This window comes from Bradyrhizobium sp. USDA 3315 (assembly GCF_054056795.1).
Window position 1 is genome coordinate 6,975,164 of record NZ_JBSRYP010000001.1, and the last position, 20,910, is coordinate 6,996,073.

The window sequence follows — 20,910 nt, forward strand, 5'->3', positions numbered from 1 at the left end:
GCTTTCGCCGGGACGACACCTTATGGTCGAGACAGGCTCGCAAAGATGTCGCGAGAAGATCACTTCCCCTTCGCCGCCTTCTCCTTCAGCTTCGCCGTACGGTAGCGCGCGGCGCCGCCTTCGCGGATGGACTGCTCGCTGCGCTCGAGCGCCATCGCATCGTCGGGAACGTCCTTGGTGATCACGGAGCCCGAGCCGATATAGGCGCCCTTGCCGATCGTGACCGGCGCGACCAGCGAGGTATTGGTGCCGATGAAGGCGCCCTCGCCGATCAGCGTCTTGTGCTTGAGGAAGCCGTCATAGTTGCAGGTGATGGTGCCGGCACCGAGGTTGGAATTGGCACCGACATGGGCGTCGCCGACATAGGAGAGATGGTTGACCTTGACGCCGGCCTCCAGCCTCGAACCCTTGGTCTCGACGAAATTGCCGATCTTCACGCCATCGCCGAGCGAGGTGCCGGGCCGCAGCCGCGCGTAGGGTCCGAGCTCCACCTTCTTGCCGATCGTAGCTTGGGTGATGTGCGAGAAGGAGTGGATCACGGCGCCGTCGTCGATCGAGACGCCCGCTCCGATCACAACGAACGGCTCGATCGTGACGTCCTTGCCGAATTTGGTGTCGGCGGCGAGATAGACGGTCTCCGGTGCGATCAGGGTCACGCCGGCCTCGAGCGCCTGGTTGCGCAGCCGCGCCTGCATCACGGCCTCGGCCTCGGCGAGCTGCGCCTTGGTGTTGATGCCGCGCACTTCGTCTTCGCTTGTCTCGATCACGACGGCCTCCAGTCCGAGTTCCCTGACAATGCCGACGGCATCGGTCAGATAATATTCGCCCTTGGCATTGGCATTGCCGATCTTCTCGATGATCGCGAGCGCCTTCTTGCCGTCGAACGCCATCACGCCGGCATTGCACAGCGTGATCTTGCGCTCTTCGGCACTTGCATCGGCCTGCTCGCGGATCGCGACCAGCTTGCCGTTCTCGACCACCAGGCGGCCGTAGCCGGTCGGGTCGGCGGCATGGAAGCCGAGCACCGCAAGCGCCGCGCCGTCGCGCAGCGGTGCGCGCATACGGGCGAAGGTCTCGGCCGAGATCAGCGGCGTGTCGCCGAATGCGATCAAGAGGTCGTCGGCGCTGCGGGCGATCGCCTCGCGCGCCGCCAGCACCGCATGCGCGGTGCCGAGCCGCTCGCGCTGCACGAAGGTCTGCGCATCGGGCCGCACCCGGCGCGCCTCGGCGGCGACTGCCTCATGGTCCGGGCCGACCACGACCGCCAGCTGCGATCCCTCGCCTGAGGCCGCGGCGTTGAGCACGTGCGCCAGCAGCGGCTGCCCGGCCACCGGGTGCAGCACCTTCGGCAGCGACGAGCGCATCCGCGTGCCCTCACCGGCCGCAAGCACCACTGTCAGGCTCGTTCGCGCAGTCATTCGCAATCCTCGATGTCGCGCGCAGTCCGCTGCGCAAAGCTGTCTTCGAGGCCGTCTTTAATTGTTTTCCCCGGCAGAAGAAACCGATTCGCCTCCGTGGCGCTCCGGATTCAAGTTCCCGGTCCATTTCCTGTTAATCTTTGCCTCGTGATTCGGCGGGCCTCGAGGAGGGCCAAGCGGGCTTTGGCCAAAGATCGCGACAATCTGGCGGCGGAATTCGACACCGAGAGCACCACCGGCTTTTTGGCCGAGGAGGATGCTCTGGATCGCCGCATGCTGTGGCGGCTCGGCTCGTGGGGCGTTGCCGCGGTCGGCGCCGTCACCGTCGCGGTGATGGCCAACCAGTCGGCGTTGACGCTGCGGCGCGACCAGGTTGCCGCAGCGGACCTCGCGCGACAGGCCCAGCAGTTGCAGACGCTGGCGAAGGAGAGCCACAACGAGACGCGCCGGCTGGCGTCTGCGATCGATACGCTCAACGGCGACCGCGACCGGCTGTATTCGCGCGTCACCACGCTGGAGCAGGGTCTCGACTCCGTGACCGGCGCGATCGCCAGGCAGCCGCCGGCACCATCGCCCTTGGCAGCGCCCGGTACCTCGCCCGCAACCGCCAGTTCGTCGCCCGCCGCCTCCGCGCCAACCGTTGCCGCCGTCGCAACGATGCCGACGGTCGCATTGGACAAGCCGGCGGCGATCGACAAGCTGCCCACAGCCGGCGACAGCAAGGCGACGGGGCCGATCGAGAAGCTGGTTGCGGCGGCCGAAAAGCCGGCAACGGCCGACAAGAAACCGGCGCCCGCGCCCGCCAAGCCGCAGGCCGCCGCGGAGAAGCCGCCAGCCTCCGACAATTCGCCGCCGAATTCCGCCACGGCCGCATCGATCGCAAGTCCAATGAGCGCCGCCGCGGCCGGCGCCGAGGATGCACCCGCTGCGCCGGCGCCGGTCGCGGACAAGCCGCTTGCCGACAAGCCGGTCCTGGCATCGCTCGATCCTGCGGCGAACAAGGCAACCGAAACCGTCAAGCCGCCGACCGCCAACGATGTCACCGTCGCACCGATCCCTCCGCTGGTGATCACGGCGGATCCGGACGCCGAGGACGATGCGCCGCAGGCACAGATCCACCGCACCGAGTTCGGCGTCGATCTCGGCACGGCCAACTCGGTCAATGGACTGCGCGCGCTGTGGCGCGGCCTGTTGAAGTCGAAGGCCAACGCGCCGCTGGCGGCGCTGCGGCCGATCATCGTGATCAAGGAGAGCAGCAACGGGCTCGGCATGCAGTTGCGCCTGGTGGCTGGACCGCTGAACGACGCCGGCACCGCCGCCAGGATCTGCGCGGGCCTCAGCCTGGTGCAGCGGACCTGCGAGACGGCGATCTATGACGGCCAGCGGCTGGCCCTCAACGAGCCGGCCGCCGGAGCCAAGCCGGCGCCATCGCATCGGCGGGCCGTGCCGAAGCGCGCCGTCGCACCGCCGCCACCGCAGCAGCCGGTCGCCGAGGACAAGAAGCCGGAGCCGACCACGATCTCCTCGATATTCCGGCGGAACAGCCAATAATCATGTGAGCCAAGGGATTGTGGCCGGATTTTCAACCGATTTCGATGCTCCGACCGAACTTGTCCCGCAACCCGATCCCGACCATAGTGCCGCGATGACAAAACCTCCGTTCCGCCTCTCCCCCTATCAGGTCCAGTTCCTGATGGTCGTGGGCTTCGTCACCGTCGGCTACGCGCTCTACGTGCGCTATCTGGCAATCGAGTTCTCTCCCGTTGCGCTGGCCTGCGACGCCGGCGCGCAGACCATGCTCTGCAAGGCTCGCGCGCTGTCGACCGTACTGTTCAAGAACTCGGTGTTCGGGATCACCGCGCTGGTAATCGCGGTGCTCAACCTGACGAGGCCGTCGATCGTGCTGCTCACCGTCGGCTTGATCGCCGCGGGGCTCGGGATCGTGCTCTACAATGTCGTGCTGTCGGGGCTCGCGATCGGGCTGTTCATCCTGGGTTTTGCGCGGCCCGCGCCCGCCACAGCGTAGCGGCGAGCAGGAGGTACATCACGCAGGTCCAGTCCGACTGCCAGTTGATCGTTCCCTCGTTGTAGATCGTGTAGCCGGCGGCGATCACCAGCAGGCCGGCGAACACGGATTCAGCGAGCGGCCGGATGCCTTCCTTCGGGCGATTGAGCATGGTCAGCAGCGCGAATGGCACCACCGCCATGGTCAGCGAGGCATACGGGAAATCGCGGTAGCGCGGATCGAAGGTGAAGCCGAGCGCGGTTTCGGCAGCAATCACCGTGGTGATGATCAGCACAATCGCCAGCACCGCGCCGATCACGCCCTTGCCGCGATAGTCGCGCGGCCCGACCAGCTCCAGGAAGGTCGGCAGCGAGCGGCCGGCGATCAGCGCATGCGCCGTCAGCAGCGGCGCGGCAATGCCCGCCGCGAGCAGCACGCCCCAATGCAGCCAGCCGCCGACGCCGTAGCTCTCGTAATACATCTTGTCGCCGGCAATCCCGAGCAGCGCCCCCGCCGTCGTCGCCGAAATGGCGACCGCGATCCAGGCCGACGGCCGCGGCGTCCAGGGCCGGCGGCGCAGCGTCAGCCAGGCCGCGAGGAATGTGGCGACGGACAGCGCCATGCCGCCCGCCATCTGCAGCTTCCAGTCCGGATAGTTCGTGATAGCAACGCCGGGCGGATATTTCACCTGCCGCTTGACCGAATCGAACAGGCCCCAATTGCCGCCGACGGTGCCCTCGAGCTTGCGCTTCCAGGGCTGGTCGTAGGCCTCGATCAGGTTGACCCGAAAGGCCTCGCGCTTGGCGAGGTCGAGGATCTCGGACACCACCCGCGCCTGGTTGGTGCGCGACGGCAATGCGCCCTCCCGCATCCGCCCCTGGCTCGGCCAGCCGGTCTCGCCGATCAGGATCTCCTTGCCCGGGAATGTCACCGCCATCCGCTTGCGGATATCGTCGACATGCGCCGCGGCGTACTTCGCCTTGACCGGGATGTCCTCCCAATACGGCAGGATGTGAATGGTGACGAAATCGACCGCGTCATAAATCTCGCGGTTCTTCACCCAGTATTCCCAGACGTCGGCATAGGTGACAGGAAGATTGCCCGCCGCCGCCTTCACCGCGCGGATGTTGCCAGCAAGATCGGTGGCAGTCATCTCGCCGCGCAGCAGCACCTCGTTGCCGACGATCAGCGAGGTGACGACGCCAGGATACTCCTTGGCGAGCCGGACCGCGATCGCGATCTGCTGCAAATTCTTGAAGCGGTTGCTGCTGAGCCAGATGCCCTGCATCACCTTCAGCCCGACCTTGGCCGCAACGCCGGGGACCTGGTCGAGGCCGTTCTCGATCGAATAGGTGCGCACGCAGTCGGTGACCTTGGCGAGATCGGTCAGATCCTGCTCGATCTGCTCGACTGGAATCTGCGTGGTGGGATCCAGCGGCGTCTGCGCGCCGCGGAACGGCGTATACGACACGCATTGCAGCTTTGCAGCGGGATCGATCGGCGCGCGCACGAGCGTAATCGGCGTGGCGAGCCACCACCACACGGATGCAATCACGGCGAGCGAGATCAGGAGAAGCGCCAGCGGCGTACGAAGCGAAATCGGTTCCATCCTCCGGGGGACCGTCGAATTAGCCGGTCACAGCCCATCTGCCAAGAGCGGGATTAGGTCAATACCATGGTTGTCCTGCGACAGTTTTGCGCTGGGTCGATAAAGTTGTGAGTTTGCTGGACAAAATACCAAATTCCAGTCATCAGATTTCGCCAGAGTCTCCGCCGCACTGGAGACCTATTTGGACGGCATCACGCGAGCCGTTAGGATGATCCCGCGGGGGCAGGAACATTATCGGGGAATACATGCGTCGACGGCTGCTTGAGTTGAAGAACACTACTTTGCGCCATCTTGCCGTAACGGGCCTTGCGCTCCTCATTGGGGCTGGCGGCGCGTTCGCCCAGAGCGGCACGCCGAATCCGGCGGATCAGGCCAAACAGCAGCCTGGACAGCCCGACGCCAACGCAAATGCCGCACGGGAAGCCAACCAGCGCAAGGTCGAGGAATTCGTCGAGGCCCAGCAGGCCATCAACGGTCCGGCCGGCAACCCGGAATGCGTCTGGCTCGGCCGCCGCGTCGTCCGCCTGATGTGGAACGACGACCTCGATACCGCGTTCCGCCATCTCGACCTCTACGACCGGTTCGGCTGCCCCGGCGGCCACGTCCAGGCGGCGTTCCGCTGCCTGACCCGGTTCGGCGCCCAGATCGACGACAAGGTCCGCGGCAGCCTCGACGGCCGCATCCACGCCTGCTGGATCAATCCGGGCGCGCAGCCCCAGGCCGCGGCCGCCGCCGCTGCTCCCACCCCGGCGCCGGCGACGGCCGGCACCGCCGCACCGGCACCCGCAGCCTCGCCCTCGCCTGCACCGACCCCGTCGGCGTCACCTGCACCGGCGTCGAAATAGCCATATCCCGCGACCGGGGTCCGGCCGCGATTTTTTTCGCGGCTGGAACGGCTTGCGCCCTTAAAACGCCATCGCGGCACACCAGTTGTTAAATCGGATGGCGGAGATATCTTTCCCTCCGCTGTCGTGTTGGTCGAACCCAGGGGACGGGTTCGCTTAGTCCTCAATCTCAGGCCCCGTATGGTTTAACCGCGATGCGCGCCGTCGTCGCCGTCCTGTTGCTTGTCACCGCCGCCCACGCCGCCCTGTGGGGTCTCTTCCAGGAGAAGCAGCCGGCGCCCGATTTCCGTGGCACGCTGCCGAGCCTGTCCTACGCTCCGTTCGAGTCCGGCCACACCGTCGCCGACGTCGCCGCCGACACCGAGAAGGTGCGCACCGACCTGCGAAAGCTCTCCACGCTCACCAAGGCGGTCCGTCTCTATTCATCGACCGAAGGCAACGAGCTGGTGCCGCCGGTCGCCGCCGAATTCGGCATGAAGGTCACGGTCGGCGCGTGGATCGACAAGGACGCCAACCGCAACAACCGCGAGATCGAAGCCGCGATCAACCTGGCCAAGCGCAACAGCAACGTCATCGGCATCGTGGTCGGCAACGAAACCGTATTCCGTGGCGAGCAGGTGCCGCTGGAAAACCTCGGCTCGGTTCCGGAGATCGGCGTGCCCCCCGAGGAGTCCGAGAGGATTCTTCGCGAGGAAGCGCAGCGCCTCCACGACGCGGAAATGCAGCCGGATGAAGATGGCAGCAGCGGTTTGAGCAAGCGCGCTGAAGCGATCAAGTGGGCGATCGCTGAAAACAACGTGCACCGGCTGATCAAGGTGATCCAGCGGGTCAAGAAGTCGGTCAACGTTCCCGTCACCACCGGTGAAATCTGGAACATCTGGCGCGACCATCCGCAGCTCGCCAACTCGTCCGACTTCGTCGCCGCGCACGTGCTGCCCTACTGGGAAAACTTCACCGACAAGCAGGCGGTGGACCAGGCGGTCGACCGCTACAATTTGTTGCGCGACTCCTTCCCCGGCAAACGCATCCTGATTGCCGAATTCGGCTGGCCGAGCCAGGGCTACAATCTGCGCAGCGCCGTTCCCGGCCCGTTCCAGCAGGCCACCGTGCTTCGCAACTTCGTCACCCGCGCCGAAGCCATCGGCATGGACTACAACATCGTCGAGGCGATCGATCAGCCCTGGAAGTTCTTCGAAGGCGGCGTCGGCCCCTACTGGGGCATCCTCAATGCCGACCGCGAGCCAAAGTTCGCCTGGACCGGACCGGTCACCGATCCGAACTACTGGAAGATCGCGCTGGTCGCCGTCCTGGTCGGCCTGTTCATGTCGCTGCCGATCCTGCGGCTGGACCAACCGACCGTGATGCAGGCGCTGCTGCTGTCGGCGGCCGCCAATGGCGTCGGCGCGTGGGTCGCGACGGTGTTCTCCTACTGGACGACGCACTACTTCGTCTGGGGCTCGGCCTTCGCGCTCAGCCTCGGCCTGGTGCTGCTGGTTCCGCTGGTCCTGATCGCGATGGCGCGGATCGAGGAGATCGCGGCGGTGGCGTTCGGCCGCGGCCCGCGCCGGCTGATCGGCAAGAGCGAGCCGCTTGCGCCTGCCACGATCGGCGAGAACGTGAAGTTTCCGAAGGTCTCGATCCACATCCCGGCCTATTTCGAGCCGGTCGAGATGCTGAAGCAGACCCTCGATGCGGTGTCGCGGCTCGACTATCCGAACTTCGAGTGCGTCTGCATCATCAACAACACGCCCGATCCCGACTTCTGGCGGCCGATCCAGGATCACTGCCGGCTGCTCGGCGAGCGCTTCAAGTTCATCAATGCCGAGAAGGTGCAGGGCTTCAAGGCCGGTGCGCTGCGCATCGCGATGGACCGCACCGCGGCGGATGCCGAGATCATCGGCATCATCGACGCCGACTATGTCGTGCATCCGGACTGGCTGAAGGATCTCGTGCCGGCGTTCGCCGATCCGCGCGTCGGCCTCGTGCAGGCGCCGCAGGAGCATCGCGACGGCGATCGCTCGCTGATGCACTACATCATGAACGGCGAATATGCCGGGTTCTTCGACATCGGCATGGTCCAGCGCAACGAGTTCAACGCCATCATCGTGCACGGCACGATGTGCCTGATCCGCCGCGCCGCCATGGACAAGGCCGGCGGCTGGTCCAGCGACACGATCTGCGAGGACACCGATCTCGGCCTCTCGATCCAGCAGCAGGGCTGGCTCACGCACTACACCAATGTGCGTTACGGCGAAGGCCTGCTGCCCGACACCTATGAGGCTTTCAAGAAGCAGCGCCATCGCTGGGCCTATGGCGGCTTCCAGATCGTCAAGAAGCACTGGCGGCGCTTCCTGCCCGGCGCCAGCCGGCTGACGCCCGATCAGCGCCGCGAGTTCTCGCTGGGCTGGCTGAACTGGCTCGGCGCCGAAAGCCTCGGCGTCGTGGTCGCGATCCTCAATCTGATCTGGGTGCCAATCGTCGCCTTCGCCGACATCGCAATCCCCGACAAGATTCTGACGCTGCCGATCATCGCCTCCTTCATCGTCTCGCTGGTGCATTTCGTCGCGCTCTACCGGCTGCGCGTGAACATCAAGGCCGGCCAGATGTTAGGAGCCATGATCGCGGCGATGAGCGTGCAGTGGACGGTGTCGCGCGCGGTGGCGCAGGGCCTGATCACCGAGCATCTTGCGTTCGCCCGCACCTCCAAGGGCGGCCTGTCGCGGATGTCGATCGAGTTCCAGGCGTTCTGGGAAGCCGTGATCGGCGTGTTGCTGCTGATCGGCGCCGTCGTGCTTGTCGTCACCAACGGCTACAAGCAGGTGCGCGAGATCTACATCTTCGCCGGCGTCCTGGTGTTGCAGAGCCTGCCATTCCTGGCGGCGGTCTCCATCGCGATCCTGGAAAATTCGCGGATCAACGAGTTCGCATTCTGGCGCAACAGCGCGATCCGCACCGCGGAACTGATCGGGTTGCGCCCGGTCAGCCTGCCCTCGGTCGCCGCCCCGTCGCAGCCGGTCGGCTCGGAAATCCGCCGCGACAACTGAGCCAACTTCAAGAAGCGGCCCTAAGCACAGGCGCCGGAACAGCAAATCCGGCGCGTCGGTGCACAATTGAGCGCCCCTCGGCTATTGACCCGATGGGCCCTGCCCCCTACACAGCGCGGGCTGGAGCACGATCCGGAGCGGTTCACCGCTGGCGTCCGGATCTAATGTTCAGGTGAGTGAGCGCGTAGCTCAGGCGGTAGAGCACGTGACTTTTAATCATGGGGTCGAGGGTTCGAGTCCCTCCGCGCTCACCAAACAAATTCAAACATTCGCGAAATTTCCGTGCGGCAGTGACGTCGCTCCCATGGTGTTGGGTAGCCGGCCCGGGCCCTGACGCCGGCTCTTCTTCTTAATTTTGTGTGAACCAAGCCACAGTTGTTCGGCGTGATCTTTAGTAGGTTTTCGGCGCTGGGGATTTCAGGGCCCAGAGGCTGGAAGAACAGGGCGTCGCCGGGACAAACCATTTCGGGCCCGGCGGCGTAATTTTTCGGGACGGTCAGAACTGCAATCCCAATGCTCGGACCAGACGCATCCGGACGCCAACGGCTCGTTGCTCTCCCTGTCGCAGTCATCACGTTCGGCGTCGCCGGCGTCGAGCCTGCCTGCGGTTCTCCGGACCGGTCGGCGGCGCGCGTATTCCGGCATGAGCCTTGCTCTTTAGGTGGCGCAGGAAATTTCAGTGTCCCGGTTCAGGAACAAGCTGTCACCGGATGTGTCTTTTGGAGACGAGCAGCTGGATTCATTGGGAGGTATCGTTGAGATACGCAGCGCCCCTACAGTCAAGGTTTGTCGTTCGGAGAGGAAGCACCGACTGGATGGTCTATGATCGAGAGCTCAAGGGTCCAGCGCAGTTGAAGAAAGACGGCCACTTCGCCGAGAAGCTGACGAAGGAACAGGCCGAACACATAAAGCAGGCCTTGACGGACGCCCTGAAGCCCGAGCCGTAGACAAAGTTAGATCGAGTACCCCGATCGGTGGCGACACAAACCGCGAACAGATGACATCTGTGTTACCTCGTAAGGTATATGAACAGAGTTGGGCAAAGCGAACGAGGCGCGGCAAAATGGCGGCGCATCGGTGGAGCAAATTAGGCCCTTGCGGAATTCAGCTTTGGCCACTGGACGTTCTGATCGGGCCAGCGTCGTCGTTGAAAGGGAACGATCGGGGAACAGCTCAAGGCAGCTCGAAAGCAGCCCGCGTCAGAGAGGTCGCCCCCGCGCCGAGGGGTGGAGCGCGACGCATGACGGCGCAAGCGCGCCGTTCAGCGCACAATTCGGAGCGAACATTCGGAGCGCTGCTGGAGTTCGGCCGTCAAGATAACGGCAGTTCGCCCTGACCGCCTGTCCAGTCGATGATATCGAGCTGCATCCCTCGCTTCAGCATCTCGGCCTCGAGGCTGCCGGCATGCCGCTTCCACTCGGGCGTCGCGCGGACGCGGAATTTTGGCTCTTCGCCGGCTGCCTCGAATTCGTCGTCGGCTCTGAGCGCACCGCGGACGGCTTCGTACATCATCTTCAGGCTGGCGTCGGTGAAGGCGCCGTAGTCCATCGGTCGTCTCCCTTGGCACTGTGGGACGCAAAAAGCCGCCACGTAGTCACTCGTGGCGGCCTTCTGCTAGCGGCCCATCCAGACGGCCTGGGACGACGTTGCGTGAGTCGGGTTAATGAAACGTTGTTCGTGCGGCGCGCACTCAGATAGCGATGCGTTCGAAGTCGATGGCTATCCGGCTGTTCGGGAAAGTCCTCGTCGCCTCCGCCAGAATGTCCTCGTCCGGGTAGCGGCCGGAGATGTGGGTGAGGATGAGCTGCTTGACCTCGCTCCGCGCCGCGAGCGCGGCGGCTTCGCTGGCCGTCAAATGCCCGTAGTCGCGCGCGATGGCCGCGTCGCGCTTGAGAAACGTCGCTTCGATCACCAGCACGTCGGCGTCCCCGACGTGTTCGGCGAGCCCCTCGGTTGCTTCAGCATCACCGACAATGACGAGCTTCTTTCGCCCCTGGGCCGGGCCAAGCACCTGCTCCGGATCGATGGTGCGACCATCGTCCAGCTTCACCTGCCGGCCCTCCGCCAGCTCCCGGCGAACCGGCCCATCAGGCACGCGCAGCGCCAGAAGCCGGTCCGGGAGGAGATGCCGGCGCACCGCGCTCTGAAAGGAGAAAGCGAAACTGTCCGTATCCCGGTGGCGGACCGGAAAGCAATCGATGGTGAATTCGCCGGCGTCGAGGACTCGCCCCTCGCTCAACGGCACCAGATCAAGCGGGATCGGCGCTCGGCCCTCGCCCCATAGGCCTGCCAGCATCCGGACGACGACATCGAGCGTGCCGGGCCCGGCATGAATCGTCATCGCATCCGAACTTTGCCGCAACCGGAGGGTCGAAAACAGCCCGGGGATGCCGAGCACATGATCGAAATGCCCGTGGGTCAGCAGCAGGTGATCAAGCCGTCGAAAGCCGGCGCCGCTCCGCAGCAGCTGGCGCTGCGTTCCCTCGCCGCAATCGACCAGAATACGACTGCCGGCTGCCTCGACGAGAATGCCCGGGTGATTGCGCTCGGGAGACGGCACGCTCGCCGACGTTCCCAGAAAAGTCAGCGAGAACATCGCAGCACCTCGCCTTCCGACTGCCGACGGCGCCATGCCGCCGGGATCGCGCAATCTGATGGCAGCGTCGCCCGATGTGTTCAAGCATTTCGATACCGACGAAGGTGGACCGAGGCGTCCTGAAGCCGGCGGCGTTACGGGCAGACCGCATCCGCGCCAACGGGATCGATCGTCGTGACCGGCGCACGCGGTGCCCTCGTCACGCTTTCAACCGGTCACAGCCTCAAGCATCGAAACAGCTGCGCGAGCGCAGTGTTGGCGGATTGCGCGCGCCGTTCGACGATTTCGGCCGCGGCGGCGTAGTTGCGCGCCAGGATCTGGAGCGCGCGGCGGGCATCCGGCAGCGTGGATTGCTCCGCCATCTCCAGGCACTGATGCTCGAAATATCTGAGCTCCTCAAGTTCGGTCATTGGCGAATCGTCCGATCGGGTCCTGCATTTTCGAACTCAGTGCGCCAGCGCCCTAGTGAAAGTTTGGCAAGTTTGTTGCGGGGGCCGCGCAATCTGGTCGGAGTGTTTCTGGACGCAGGATTTGATGATCACCGCTCCGTAACCGATGCGAGGGTGAGCCGCGCGGATCGACAAGCGCATGCAATCGTCTCACAATGCGGCGGGCTCGCTTGGCGAGCCTCGGAGCACACGCGGTTGGTGCGGTATCGAATTGGCTTTGTTGGACCGATGAGGAAACGCGATTGGGCTTTCGTGGCGGCCTGTGTGGCAGGCGCGCTGCTCTTTGGCGTCTGGAGTTTCCAGATGGGTATCGCGTTTCATCGATCCCAGCACGCCGCGACCGACCTCTCCAGTTCGCACCGGCGGAGCCAGGACGGCGCGTCCGCGCACAGCCCGGCCCGGCCGAAGGCGGATGATGGCGATCAGGCCGGGCAGCCGCGATAGACGCCACGATCGCGTTCGTCACCGCCACATCGCGTCGGACTAGGCCCAAGCCAAGCCTGCCATGCCGGCGGCGCCATCGTCATCTGTCTTCGCATGCATCAGCCGCTTGCGGCGCGGACCGTCCTTGGCACGACGGTGACGAACGCCAAACCTGTGCAGCGCCATCGGCACATGCTGCATCACGCCGCGGACGAGACCGATAGCCTGTCTGACGACCGCCACAACCGTCGCAACCCGGGTAAAGAAGCCGATCAGGAAGATCATCGAGAAGATGTCGATATAGGCCAGCACATCGCCGACCAGCATCAGCTCGGGAGGAAGCGGAATCCGGTGCCAATAGGCGCCGATCACGATCGCAACCGGGATCAGCGCGATCAGCTTCCGCAACGTCAGCCGATCGAGCAAGGCGGCGAGCTCAACGACCAGGATCTGCCACAGCCAATCGCCAAGCGCGGCCGGCTTGTCGATCGTCCAAGTTTGCCACAAACGCTGCCACATCGCCGCTCCGCCCCCCTTGCGCGCAATACCGGCGCGCTACGGCTTCGACGACGCCTCGCTGCCGCTGCCCTCGTCTGCGGCGCCCTGCGCATCAGCCGGGTCGGCCGATGGAAAGATGCGCTCATAGTTCGCACGCGCCTCGCGGATCAGACGCGCACGCTCGCGTTCGGACTTCGAGATGAACCTGATGATCTCGCCCATATTCGCTCCAAGGCAGAAATGATGATCCGACCGTCAGCTATGCAACCATCGTGCCCGACGGTCGCATGCCCGACCTCCTCGCGCCGCTCAGCGGAACGCCCGCGGCGCCATCCGCTGCTGGCTGAAGGCAACGCGCGGATTGATGCCGCAATAGGCGTCGCGGCCCGACGCGGATGCCTGGCACTGCTGATAGGTCTGGTAGCCGCAATAGCCGGGATATCCCTCCTGCCGGCCCTGGATGCACCAGGGATACTCGTAGGGATCGGCCGCCGCAGGCGACGCGGAACCGACAATCCAGCTCGTTCCGAGCGCCGCGAACGCCAGAATTGCCCAATTCGTCCTGCGCATGATCGTGTTTCCTTGCTCAATCGGCTCCCAGCCGCTGATCTAGGTACGGCGGCAGGATCTGCGAGGTTTCCGGGCACCGCCTCAAGAAGCTGTGACGATGGCTCAAAGCCCGGTCGCGGCACGGTGAGGACCGGCTGACGGGTCATCGGCCCCCGCGGCCTCCAGACCCGCTGCCCGCCGGGCCATCCCAGCGCATGTAGTTAACCGGCGCCTAATCGCAGATGCCCGGTTGAAATGTACGACTTAAGCGCGCCGCAAGGCGGCTGCCCTAGTCTCCCGCGCGGCTCAATGGACGACGACACCCGGAGAGGGCTCGTCGCACGGGGGATAATCATGCGCAGCGCGCTCATTGCTTCAATGATCCTGTCACTTGCGGCCGGCCCGGCCGTTGCCGGACCACGAATGTCGGGGCCGTCCGAGGCGGCACCAAGCAGCGTCGAGAAATATCGCGGCTACGTCTTCGATCTCTCCGAGAACGCCGACCGCAAGGACGTTACCAGCATCGCTGACATGGTCCGCCGCCAGCTCGACGTCGTGGAAACCGCGGGCTTCAGCCCGAAGGTGTTGCAGTTCTTCCATCGCGTGCCGATCGTTGCGAGCGAGATGGCGTGTCTCGACGAAGGCGCGGCAGCGGCCTGCTATGGCTTGACGCCGCCGGAATGGGACCGCGGCACGACGCGCGACGTCACCATCTGGGATCACGACAAGCAGCAATGGACCAATTCGGATCCGCTCGCGCTTGCGCTCGATTCCGGCATCGGCATCATCAGGCTGCGTCCGAACATGATGCGTTACGCGAAGGAGCCGGTGCTGCTGCACGAGTTCCTTCACGCCTATCACGTCCGGCTGATGCCGAACGGCTATGAGAACAAGGGCATCAAGGGCTTCCTCAGCCAGGCCAAGTCGAAGGAGTTGTTCGCCAAGGAGGCCTACGCGTTGAAGAACCAGCAGGAGTTCTTCGCGGTGACGGCGAGCATCTTCCTGGCCGGCAAGGATTCCGAGCACGAACCCTATACGCGCGCCACGCTGAAGGAGAAGATGCCGGACTACTACAAGTTCCTCGTCGGCCTGTTCGGCGCCGATCCCGACGAAACCGGCGTCACGCCGGTCGCATCGGCCAACTGAGCCCGGAATCCCACAAAAAAACGAGGCCCGGTGTGCCTAGGAGACCGGGCCTCGTTTCTGATGTCCCCCGCCTCGTGGCGGATCAGGTCTTGTCGTTACGCGACCTTGTCCGCGCGATCCATCCCGGATGATTACGGGGTCAGGCGCGCGCCGGCCTCACTTGCTGTAGCTGTAGAACCCCTGCCCGGTCTTGCGGCCGAGATGACCGGCATCGACCATCTCCTTCAGCAGCGGCGCCGGCCGGTACTTGGGGTCGTTGAAGCCGGTGTAGAACACCTCCATCACCGACAGCATCGTGTCGAGCCCGATCAGATCGGCGAGCGCGAGCGGGCCGATCGGATGGTTGCAGCCGAGCTTCATGCCGGCATCGATCTCCTCGGCGGTGGCAATGCCTTCCTGCAGCGCGAAGATCGCCTCGTTGATCATCGGGCACAGGATGCGGTTCACTGCAAAGCCGGGACTGTTCTTCGCCGTGATCGCCACCTTGCCGACCCGCTTGGCGAAGGCTTCGGCCTTGGCGACGGTGTCGTCCGAGGTCTGCAGACCCCGGATCAATTCGAGCAGCGCCATCACCGGCACCGGATTGAAGAAATGCATCCCGATGAAGCGGTCGGGACGATCGGTCGAGGCCGCAAGGCGGGTGATCGAGATCGACGAGGTGTTGGTTGCGACCAGCGCGCTCGGCTTCAGTCCCGCACAGAGATCCTTCAGGATCTTGATCTTCAGCTCCTCGTTCTCGGTCGCGGCTTCGATCACCAGATCGCAGGCGGCGAGCTTGGCCTTTTCGGTGGTCGCGTTGATGCGCCCGAGCGTCGCGTCGCGATCGGCCGCGGTCATCTTCTCCTTGGCGACCAGCCGATCGAGACTGCTCCCGACCGTCTTCAGGCCGCGCTGGACCGCCGCGTCGGAGATATCCACCATGGTCACGCCGAGGCCTGCCGCCGCGCAGATCTGCGCGATGCCGTTGCCCATGGTCCCGGCGCCGATAATGCCAACCGTCTCAATCATTGCGTTCGTCCCTCGTCGCTTGCGCGGCCGCGTGGCCGCATCATCAAAAACGGCGGACCGGAGGGGGTCCGCGGATGGCGCATGAATAGCAGTCCGGCCGCACGGCCGATACAGCGGAAGCCGGTAATCCGGTGGGGTCTATTCCGGGCGCGGCGGGACAGGCCGCCGTGGCGGAACGGCCGGCCGCGGTGGCAACTGGGTGCGCGGTGGTTCGGCCGCGCGCGACGGTTCGAGCACGCGGTTAAATCGGACGATCCACCAGGCCAGCCGCCCGTAGCTGCGGCGCAGCGCCGATCCAAATCCCTCGTCGATGTCCTGGTCACGATCCATACCCCTATCAATAACGTGCATCCTTGAAGGAACGGTGAGCGCCATCACGTGCTGCACCGGCAATCGTTAGGAAGCTGGCAACTATTTCGCGCGAGCCTCGGTTGACGGCGTGGGCGCCGTAATCTCCCGGATTGCGTGCGAGAGACATTGCGCCGCAGCATCGCCATGCCGGTGCGACTCGCATTTTGTTGATCGAATTTTCCGCGGCGCGCCGCGACACAAGGACATTAGACGACGAGGGCTACGCCCATGCTTGCTGAAAAATTCTTTTTGGTGCTCGAGACATTGCTCAACGGCCAGACCCATTCCGACGGAAGCCCCCGCGTGGTGAGCACCGCGCCCCACATCCCGGTCGAGCTTCCGCGCGAAGGCCAGCCGAAACGCAGCCCCCGCTAGGCCGCTTGCTGGCGGCAGGTGGTCGCCAAGGCCGAGCTGGAGTCGCCGCGGCCACGTTGCTGCGGAATGCTGATCGCGACGTTTGCCTCCGCCAGTTGGCCCGTCGTGACGCACGAAGCCATTTGGCCGGAGCGGCTCCTCCGCTCGTGATCCAGCTCATAGTTGGTGAAGCCGAGCCACGCTACACCGCTCCCGCAACGACGTGGTGCCGCCGTGGACGATAAGACCGACAGCAAGACCGATTTCGCAAGCATCGCCGTCGCAATCTGCGTCGCCGCCTACATCGCGATCATGCTGGCCTATCTCGCCCAATACGATCTCGGACTGACCGCCGCGCGGACGCGTCATCTCTCGATGCTCGCAGCGCTGTTCCTCGCGCTGCCGGTCGCGCTGGATTTGCTGCGCACCGGGCCCAGCGACGCTCGCTGACGCGGACACGAACACGCCTGCAGCCTTCGATCTCCCCTGCCGCAAACGCGCCTGCGCAACATTGCGCTAGGTGAAGCGACGCGAATCAGCGTTACTTTGCAACTGATCGTTTCGTGGGATTTGGCGGCATGACCCAGCCCGACGTGTTTGATCAGAAGGTTCTGGATCAGAACATTCGCGAACTGCAGGAATGGCTGCGCAAGGCCTGGCAGCAACTCGCGGACCCCTCACTCACCGCCTTCTCCCGCCGCGAATTGCGCAACCAGATGAAGCAATGCAACGCGGATTTGCGCGTGCAACTGCAAGCCGCCTCCAAACGCATGCTGATGCAGCCCGCCTCGTCGGGCAGGAGGTTCGCCAAGCCGGCGCTGCGGATCCTCGCCTAGGACATGATGCCAGCGCGCCAAAATGCCGCGATCTCTTGCCGCATGCTGGCCATACGCACCCTCTGCTTGTGCAGCAACGCCCGACAAGGCACAGCAAAACCGCTCCGGTATGCCTATATTGGGCGTCGTGTAGCGGCCAACTCCGCCAATGTTTAGGGACTCCCGTGTTATATCTGGAACTTGCGATCGTGGCGGTCTTGATCGTCGTCAACGGTCTGTTGTCGATGTCGGAGCTCGCGATCGTCTCCTCGCGTCCGGGGCGTCTTGCGGCGCTGGTCGAACGAGGCGTCAGCGGTTCGCGCCGCGCCCTTGCACTGGCCTCCGATCCAGGCAAGTTCCTCTCCACGGTGCAGATCGGCATCACGCTGATCGGCGTGCTGTCGGGCGCCTTCTCGGGCGCAACGCTTGGCCAGCGTCTGACCCAATGGCTGCTTGAGCTCGGCGTGTCCGCAAGCATCGCGGACGCGGTCGGCGTCGGCCTCGTCGTCGGCGTGATCACCTATGCCTCGCTGATCGTCGGCGAGCTGGTGCCGAAGCAGATCGCCTTGCGCGATCCCGAGTCGATCGCGGTCAAGGTCGCTCCGGCCATGACCATGATGGCGCGGCTGTCGCTGCCGCTGGTGTGGCTGCTCGACCGTTCAGGCAAGCTGCTGCTGTGGGTGCTCGGCCATCGCGAGGATGCACAGGACCGCGTCAGCGAGGACGAGATCAAGACGCTGGTGGTGGAGGCCGAGAACGCCGGTGTGCTCGAGCCCGGCGAAAAGGAGATGATCGCCGGCGTGATGCGGCTCGGCGATCTGCCGGTCGGCGCAGTGATGACGCCGCGCCACGAGGTCAGCCTGATCGACCTCGCCGCCCCTGCGGCCGAGATCCTGGCGACGCTGCAAAAGAGCAGTCACTCGCGCTGCGTGGTGTTCGACGGCAACCGCGACCATGCCCTCGGCATCGTGCAGGCCAAAGACGTGCTCGACGTCTACCTCGCGGGCCAGACGCCCGACATACGCGCGCTGACGCGCGATGCGCCGATCATTCCGGAGACCGTCGATGCCCGCGACGTGGTCGCGATCCTGCGCGACTCCAGAGTGCATATCGGCCTCGTCCACGACGAGTACGGCACCTTCCAGGGCGTCGTCACCAGCGCCGATATCCTCGAGGCCATCGTCGGCGCCTTCCACACCGAGGAAGGCCCGGCCGAGCCTGCCTATGTCCGGCGCGCCGACGGCTCCTATCTGATCTCGGGCTGGATGCCGGCGCTGGAATTCAGCGAGCTGCTCGGCATCACGCTGCCATCGCCGCGGCCCTACCAGACCGCGGCCGGCTTCCTGCTGCATGAATTCGGCGCGATCCCCGATGTCGGCGCGAAAACCGCCGCGCAGGGCTGGGAATTCGAGATCGTCGACCTCGACGGCCGGCGCATCGACAAGGTTTTGGCCAGCAAGCAGCCGGCGGCCTGACATTTGCCACCCGGCCGTCCTGTTGATAAGCGGCAAGACAGCGAAACAGGCCGCCGCGGTGTGCTATCGGCATAGCGGCGGCCCGAGCAATCCCCGAGTAAACCCCACGGAATAGATCCCCATGCGCATTACCCTTGTCGGTTCCCGCCATTTCGGCGTGACGACCCTGAACATGCTGCGCGAACACCACGTCACGCTGGTCAGGGTGGTCGTCCATGACGGCGAGGACCGGCTCGCGGCAGCAGCCAGGGCGGCCGGCATCGAAGTCGTTGTCCAGGCCGATCCCAAGCTGGTGACGGCCGCCGAGATCGCGCCGGACACCGACCTGATCGTGACCGCCCACAGCCACGCCCGGGTCAGCAGGGAGGCGCTTGCCGCGTCCAGGCTCGGCGGCATCGGATACCATCCGTCACTGCTGCCGCGCCACCGCGGCATCGCGGCGGTGGAATGGACCATCAAGGAAGGCGATCCGATCGCCGGCGGCAGCATCTATCACCTCGCCGACCGCATGGACGCCGGCGCCATCGCCGCGCAGGACTGGGTGTTCGTCAAGAAAGGCGAGACCGCCCGCGAGCTGTGGGAGCGCGCGCTGGCGCCGCTCGGTTTGCGTCTGCTCGCCCAGGTCATCGACTATGGTAAGGTCAACGGCTCGCTGCCGGCCAAGGTCCAGGATGAGCAGTTTGCGACCAAGGCGCCGAATCTGAGCCCTGGCAAACACTAACCCGAGCTAGGGTACATGAATACCTCGTTCGAAAAAGCCATGCTCGGATTTTCCGTTCCTGATCCGGAACCGAATTCACCATGATGTGTTTGGGTTCACAGGAACATTTGGGGCTCCCGCGACGCAGCAAATTTTGAACACATTGTGACAGGATAAGCCGCGTCATCACACGAAATTACAGGGATTTGATTCATGCGTTCGATCCGCATTCGCGACCTGATTTTGGTCACTTCGGTCGCCTCGGCTGCCGCCCTCACCGCTGCTCCCGTGTCCGCTCAGCAGCCTTATGACGGGCTTTGGAACGTCACCGTCGTCACCAAGACCGGCAGCTGCGAACCATCGCAGAGCTCGACCGTGACCGTCGCTGAAGGAAAGATCTCGGCACAGGGCGCGGCGATCTCCGGCACCGTCGGCAGCGGGGGACTTGTGCGAGTCTCGATCAATGGTGCATATGCGAACGGACAACTCAGTGGCAACTCCGGATCGGGGAAGTGGAATGGGGCATCAGCTGGCGTACCCTGCAGCGGCCGATGGGAAGCATCCCGTCAGTAAGATCACCAGCCTAGCAAGTTTCTTTGCCATCGCGCGGCGGCCAGCATTTGCAGCCGCCGCGTTTTTCGTGACCGCACTCTCGAGCACCACGGGCCATGCCCAGTCCGGCCCGTTCGCCGGCATGGCGGGCACCTGGTCGGGCGCCGGCTCGGTTACGCTGGACGACGGCTCCAGCGAGCGCATCCGCTGCCGGGCGACGTATCACGTCGGCGGGCCCCGGATGACCATGAGCCTCACCTGCGCAAGCGACGCCTACAAGTTCAACCTGGCGGCCGATGTGCAGGCCGAAGGCAGCGCGGTCAGCGGCAATTGGAGCGAGTCCAGCCGCAATGTCAGCGGCTCGTTGCAGGGTCGCGGCGGCGGCGGCAACTTCCAGGTCGTTGCCAGCGCTCCCGGCTTCAACGCCGATATCTCGATGCGCACCAGCGGCAACAAGCAGGCGGTCACGATCAGGGCCGACAGCCAGTTCCGCGGCGCCAGCATCACGCTGTCGAAGTAATCGATCCGCGCTCCAACGTGGAAAGCCCTCGGGTCATCCCCGAGGGCTTTTTGTTTACGCCCCAGCGGTGCTATGCCGCAGGCACGAATGCCGTGACCTCGATCTCGACCTTGGCGCGCTGATCGACCAGCCCGTCGATATAGAGCAAGGTGGACGGCGGGAAATTGCGCCCGAGCGTCTCCTTCCACGCCGCGCCGATACCGGCGCCCGCGGCCTCATATTCGCTGCGGCTGGTCAGGTACCAGGTCAGGCGGACGATGTGCTCGGGGCCAGCGCCGGCTTCGTTCAACAGCTTGATGATGCGCTTCAACGCGGTGCCGACCTGGGCGGCCATCTCGGGGGCGTAGTCGCCCTTCTCGTCGCCGCCGGTCTGCCCCGCCAGCACGATCCACTTGCCGGGCGCGTCGAACGCGACACCGTGCGAGAAGCCGCGGGGTTTCGACCATTCGGCCGGTTGCAAGACGCGCATGAGCAGATCCTCCTTTTTGGCGTTCGTCATTCCGGGATGGCTCGCAGAGCCAGACCCGGAATCTCGAGATCCCGGGTTCGCCCG

Annotated in this window: 24 protein-coding genes and 1 tRNA gene; 14 read left to right on the plus strand and 11 right to left on the minus strand. The window is 64.9% G+C overall.

Features of this window, described 5'->3' with window-relative positions; genetic code table 11:
* Window positions 1-59: 59 nt before the first annotated feature.
* A complete protein-coding gene (gene glmU, locus ACVIYL_RS32710; protein WP_456780579.1) occupies window positions 60-1,418 on the minus strand; it encodes a bifunctional UDP-N-acetylglucosamine diphosphorylase/glucosamine-1-phosphate N-acetyltransferase GlmU in 1,359 nt (452 codons plus the stop codon).
* A 183-nt stretch (window positions 1,419-1,601) separates the two neighbouring features.
* Here glmU and ACVIYL_RS32715 point away from each other — a divergent pair, with 183 nt between their 5' ends.
* Window positions 1,602-2,969, plus strand: a complete 1,368-nt coding sequence (locus tag ACVIYL_RS32715; protein WP_456780580.1) for a hypothetical protein — start codon at window positions 1,602-1,604, stop codon at window positions 2,967-2,969.
* Window positions 2,970-3,063: 94 nt separating this feature from the next.
* Entirely contained in the window at window positions 3,064-3,444 is a 381-nt protein-coding gene (locus ACVIYL_RS32720; protein WP_016844836.1) for a hypothetical protein, read from the plus strand.
* Here the strand turns inward: ACVIYL_RS32720 and ACVIYL_RS32725 are convergent.
* Entirely contained in the window at window positions 3,404-5,032 is a 1,629-nt protein-coding gene (locus ACVIYL_RS32725; protein ID WP_456780581.1) for a glycoside hydrolase family 17 protein, read from the minus strand. The two genes, ACVIYL_RS32720 and ACVIYL_RS32725, sit on opposite strands and share 41 nt — an antisense overlap.
* A 245-nt stretch (window positions 5,033-5,277) precedes the next feature.
* Between ACVIYL_RS32725 and ACVIYL_RS32730 the strand changes: the two genes are divergently transcribed.
* The 4 genes from ACVIYL_RS32730 (at window position 5,278) to ACVIYL_RS32745 (ending at window position 9,868) form a co-directional block, all read left to right on the plus strand.
* On the plus strand, window positions 5,278-5,877 hold the full coding sequence (locus tag ACVIYL_RS32730) for a beta-1-3, beta-1-6-glucan biosynthesis protein (RefSeq protein WP_456780582.1): 600 nt from the start codon (window positions 5,278-5,280) through the stop codon (window positions 5,875-5,877).
* Between the two features lie 194 nt (window positions 5,878-6,071).
* Window positions 6,072-8,921 carry a glycosyltransferase gene (locus tag ACVIYL_RS32735; RefSeq protein ID WP_456780583.1) on the plus strand — a complete coding sequence of 950 codons (2,850 nt, stop codon included), beginning with the start codon at window positions 6,072-6,074 and terminating at the stop codon, window positions 8,919-8,921.
* Between the two features lie 178 nt (window positions 8,922-9,099).
* Window positions 9,100-9,175 (plus strand) — tRNA-Lys (locus ACVIYL_RS32740).
* Window positions 9,176-9,736: 561 nt separating this feature from the next.
* Complete coding sequence (locus ACVIYL_RS32745; protein ID WP_256438746.1) at window positions 9,737-9,868, plus strand: hypothetical protein; 132 nt, start codon at window positions 9,737-9,739, stop codon at window positions 9,866-9,868.
* A gap of 364 nt (window positions 9,869-10,232) precedes the next feature.
* On the opposite strand, the gene ACVIYL_RS32750 is transcribed toward ACVIYL_RS32745, so the two are convergent.
* The 6 genes from ACVIYL_RS32750 to ACVIYL_RS32775 form a co-directional block, all read right to left on the minus strand.
* Window positions 10,233-10,469 (minus strand): hypothetical protein, encoded by a 237-nt coding sequence (locus ACVIYL_RS32750; RefSeq protein ID WP_057018484.1) that lies wholly within the window; start codon window positions 10,467-10,469, stop codon window positions 10,233-10,235.
* A gap of 142 nt (window positions 10,470-10,611) precedes the next feature.
* Window positions 10,612-11,517, minus strand: coding sequence for a ribonuclease Z (locus ACVIYL_RS32755; RefSeq protein WP_456780584.1), 906 nt, complete (start codon window positions 11,515-11,517; stop codon window positions 10,612-10,614).
* A gap of 215 nt (window positions 11,518-11,732) precedes the next feature.
* Window positions 11,733-11,927: a hypothetical protein gene (locus ACVIYL_RS32760; protein WP_016846119.1), complete on the minus strand. Its 195-nt coding sequence runs from the start codon at window positions 11,925-11,927 to the stop codon at window positions 11,733-11,735.
* 522 nt (window positions 11,928-12,449) lie between these two features.
* Window positions 12,450-12,908: a hypothetical protein gene (locus ACVIYL_RS32765; RefSeq protein ID WP_456780585.1), complete on the minus strand. Its 459-nt coding sequence runs from the start codon at window positions 12,906-12,908 to the stop codon at window positions 12,450-12,452.
* 36 nt (window positions 12,909-12,944) lie between these two features.
* Window positions 12,945-13,109 carry a hypothetical protein gene (locus ACVIYL_RS32770; RefSeq protein WP_016846117.1) on the minus strand — a complete coding sequence of 55 codons (165 nt, stop codon included), beginning with the start codon at window positions 13,107-13,109 and terminating at the stop codon, window positions 12,945-12,947.
* 87 nt (window positions 13,110-13,196) lie between these two features.
* Window positions 13,197-13,457, minus strand: coding sequence for a DUF3551 domain-containing protein (locus ACVIYL_RS32775; RefSeq protein ID WP_028340725.1), 261 nt, complete (start codon window positions 13,455-13,457; stop codon window positions 13,197-13,199).
* A 333-nt stretch (window positions 13,458-13,790) separates the two neighbouring features.
* Here ACVIYL_RS32775 and ACVIYL_RS32780 point away from each other — a divergent pair, with 333 nt between their 5' ends.
* Window positions 13,791-14,582 carry a hypothetical protein gene (locus ACVIYL_RS32780; RefSeq protein WP_456780586.1) on the plus strand — a complete coding sequence of 264 codons (792 nt, stop codon included), beginning with the start codon at window positions 13,791-13,793 and terminating at the stop codon, window positions 14,580-14,582.
* Window positions 14,583-14,738: 156 nt separating this feature from the next.
* On the opposite strand, the gene ACVIYL_RS32785 is transcribed toward ACVIYL_RS32780, so the two are convergent.
* Entirely contained in the window at window positions 14,739-15,590 is an 852-nt protein-coding gene (locus ACVIYL_RS32785) for a 3-hydroxybutyryl-CoA dehydrogenase (RefSeq protein WP_456780587.1), read from the minus strand.
* A gap of 138 nt (window positions 15,591-15,728) precedes the next feature.
* Entirely contained in the window at window positions 15,729-15,920 is a 192-nt protein-coding gene (locus tag ACVIYL_RS32790) for a hypothetical protein (protein WP_310879275.1), read from the minus strand.
* A 249-nt stretch (window positions 15,921-16,169) separates the two neighbouring features.
* Between ACVIYL_RS32790 and ACVIYL_RS32795 the strand changes: the two genes are divergently transcribed.
* The 7 genes from ACVIYL_RS32795 to ACVIYL_RS32825 all read left to right on the plus strand — a co-directional run bounded on the left by ACVIYL_RS32795 (window position 16,170) and on the right by ACVIYL_RS32825 (window position 20,357).
* Window positions 16,170-16,316, plus strand: coding sequence for a hypothetical protein (locus ACVIYL_RS32795; RefSeq protein WP_176936926.1), 147 nt, complete (start codon window positions 16,170-16,172; stop codon window positions 16,314-16,316).
* A 213-nt stretch (window positions 16,317-16,529) separates the two neighbouring features.
* Window positions 16,530-16,745, plus strand: a complete 216-nt coding sequence (locus ACVIYL_RS32800; protein ID WP_456780588.1) for a hypothetical protein — start codon at window positions 16,530-16,532, stop codon at window positions 16,743-16,745.
* A 128-nt stretch (window positions 16,746-16,873) separates the two neighbouring features.
* Entirely contained in the window at window positions 16,874-17,131 is a 258-nt protein-coding gene (locus tag ACVIYL_RS32805; RefSeq protein ID WP_057018491.1) for a hypothetical protein, read from the plus strand.
* Window positions 17,132-17,295: 164 nt separating this feature from the next.
* Window positions 17,296-18,585 (plus strand): hemolysin family protein, encoded by a 1,290-nt coding sequence (locus tag ACVIYL_RS32810; RefSeq protein ID WP_028332081.1) that lies wholly within the window; start codon window positions 17,296-17,298, stop codon window positions 18,583-18,585.
* Between the two features lie 121 nt (window positions 18,586-18,706).
* Window positions 18,707-19,306: a formyltransferase family protein gene (locus ACVIYL_RS32815; protein WP_018271570.1), complete on the plus strand. Its 600-nt coding sequence runs from the start codon at window positions 18,707-18,709 to the stop codon at window positions 19,304-19,306.
* Window positions 19,307-19,498: 192 nt separating this feature from the next.
* The gene (locus ACVIYL_RS32820; protein WP_076828571.1) at window positions 19,499-19,858 is read left to right on the plus strand and encodes a hypothetical protein; all 360 of its coding nucleotides are present in this window, start codon (window positions 19,499-19,501) and stop codon (window positions 19,856-19,858) included.
* 121 nt (window positions 19,859-19,979) lie between these two features.
* Window positions 19,980-20,357: a hypothetical protein gene (locus ACVIYL_RS32825; RefSeq protein ID WP_256559005.1), complete on the plus strand. Its 378-nt coding sequence runs from the start codon at window positions 19,980-19,982 to the stop codon at window positions 20,355-20,357.
* A 70-nt stretch (window positions 20,358-20,427) separates the two neighbouring features.
* Here ACVIYL_RS32825 and ACVIYL_RS32830 read toward each other — a convergent pair whose 3' ends face one another.
* Window positions 20,428-20,826: a RidA family protein gene (locus tag ACVIYL_RS32830; RefSeq protein ID WP_057018605.1), complete on the minus strand. Its 399-nt coding sequence runs from the start codon at window positions 20,824-20,826 to the stop codon at window positions 20,428-20,430.
* Window positions 20,827-20,910 lie beyond the last annotated feature (84 nt).